This window comes from Candidatus Hydrothermales bacterium, from assembly GCA_039630235.1.
Taxonomy (GTDB): Bacteria; Hydrothermota; Hydrothermia; order Hydrothermales; family JAJRUZ01; genus JBCNVI01.
The window spans coordinates 172,465-173,860 of the sequence record JBCNVI010000001.1 but is presented as its reverse complement, the minus strand read 5'-3'; the positions used below and the strand labels follow the sequence as shown (position 1 = coordinate 173,860).

3 protein-coding genes are annotated in these 1,396 nt (G+C 37.8%); all 3 read left to right on the top strand.

What is annotated here, in order from left to right; all coding sequences use genetic code 11:
- Nucleotides 1-343: hypothetical protein (locus tag ABDH49_00795; GenBank protein ID MEN3045517.1), on the top strand; the 343-nt coding region annotated here is incomplete at its 5' end.
- A gap of 67 nt (nucleotides 344-410) precedes the next feature.
- Entirely contained in the window at nucleotides 411-641 is a 231-nt protein-coding gene (locus tag ABDH49_00790; GenBank protein ID MEN3045516.1) for a hypothetical protein, read from the top strand.
- A 361-nt stretch (nucleotides 642-1,002) separates the two neighbouring features.
- Nucleotides 1,003-1,182 carry a hypothetical protein gene (locus ABDH49_00785; GenBank protein MEN3045515.1) on the top strand — a complete coding sequence of 60 codons (180 nt, stop codon included), beginning with the start codon at nucleotides 1,003-1,005 and terminating at the stop codon, nucleotides 1,180-1,182.
- Nucleotides 1,183-1,396: the final 214 nt, after the last annotated feature.

Genomic DNA, 1,396 nt, shown 5'->3' with positions numbered 1-1,396 from the left:
GCGTGGAAGGGTGATTATACTTTCTCCGGATGGCAGGGTAAAAAGGGAACTTAAGAGAGATTGGCGAAAGGGGACTAAGTTTATTGTTTCAGAAAAAGGAAATTTAGTTTTGAACATTCGGTTGTTGCCTAAGGAGTATTTGAGTAAGGAGTTTCATGATAGGTATATTAGGTGGAATTATTATGAGGTTAGTTGGGTTGGAGTAGCGTCTTGTGAGTTGGAGTTTATAAACAAAAAGGGAGAGACTGTTGGAAGAAGGGTATATGAGGTTCATTTCAGTTCTGCTCCTGGTGATGTTACGGAGGAGGGAGTGTCTGCGGATGGTAGTAGGGTGTTTTTTTAAGTATTTTGCTCCGCCGCATAATGAGGAGATTCATCTAGTGGTTTTTGACAGTTTGGGGAATGGGTTAGTGAAAGTGGTGAAGAAAAGAGAGGAAGCCTTCGGTTCGTTTATAATTTCACCCAATGGTAAGATAATAGGGGGCTATATAAGTAAAGAGATGGGCGGTAAATGGATTAGACACCTTTTCTTTTTGGATGTAGAGACGGGGAGAACAAAGGTAGTAAGGGCTGAGGGGAAAATTAATGGGAGGAAGTGGAGTTTCGCTCCTGATGTGAGAAAGGACAAAAAATTGGTTTAAATGGTGGATGGCACGATCTACCTGCTTCTCAATCGTTTGAAGTTTCCTTTGATGATCTCTTGGATGAGCTCTTAATTTTGTTATTAAAGGGTAAGAAATGAAAAAAATTAATTTTCATCAATTTTTGTCTGGTAACTTTTCTTTTTTCTCAGGATCTTTTACCTCCTTTTAATTATGGTATTACTTCAGATTATGGTCCGAGGAACTTGAATGGGAGGTACGATTGGCACTGAGGAGTAGATTATAGCACTAGAGATACTCTTAGAGTTTATGGGGTGTTAATAAAAGAAACTTAAGATTTTTGGTTATACCATCTGGTGCTTTAGCGGGTAAAAAGAACGATACCAAATTTAAAAGTGAGATGGAAAGATTTGTAAGAAATGGTGGGTATTTGTATGTATTTACACAGCCAAGGGGTGAAGATTTTGAGGTGCTTCCACTTTCACCATCAGGTTACGGCTGGCAAGAAGACCAGAGTTGCTCATCACACTCTACATTTGTTGATTCTTTGCATCCAGCAATATACTCTATAAGTTTTTAACCTTTTTCAGCTGATGTTGATGGTTTTTTTGAATCCCTCCCGCAGAATTCTCATATTATTTTGAGGGGAACATCTTCTGGTAAACCTGGTTTTGTATTTTACAGATATGGTAAAGGTGGAGTATTTTTAGGAAACTTTTATGATGATTATGCTAATGCGCATTGGCAAAATTTTCGAGCTTCAAAAAATATATTAAGAAATTCAATTTTATGGG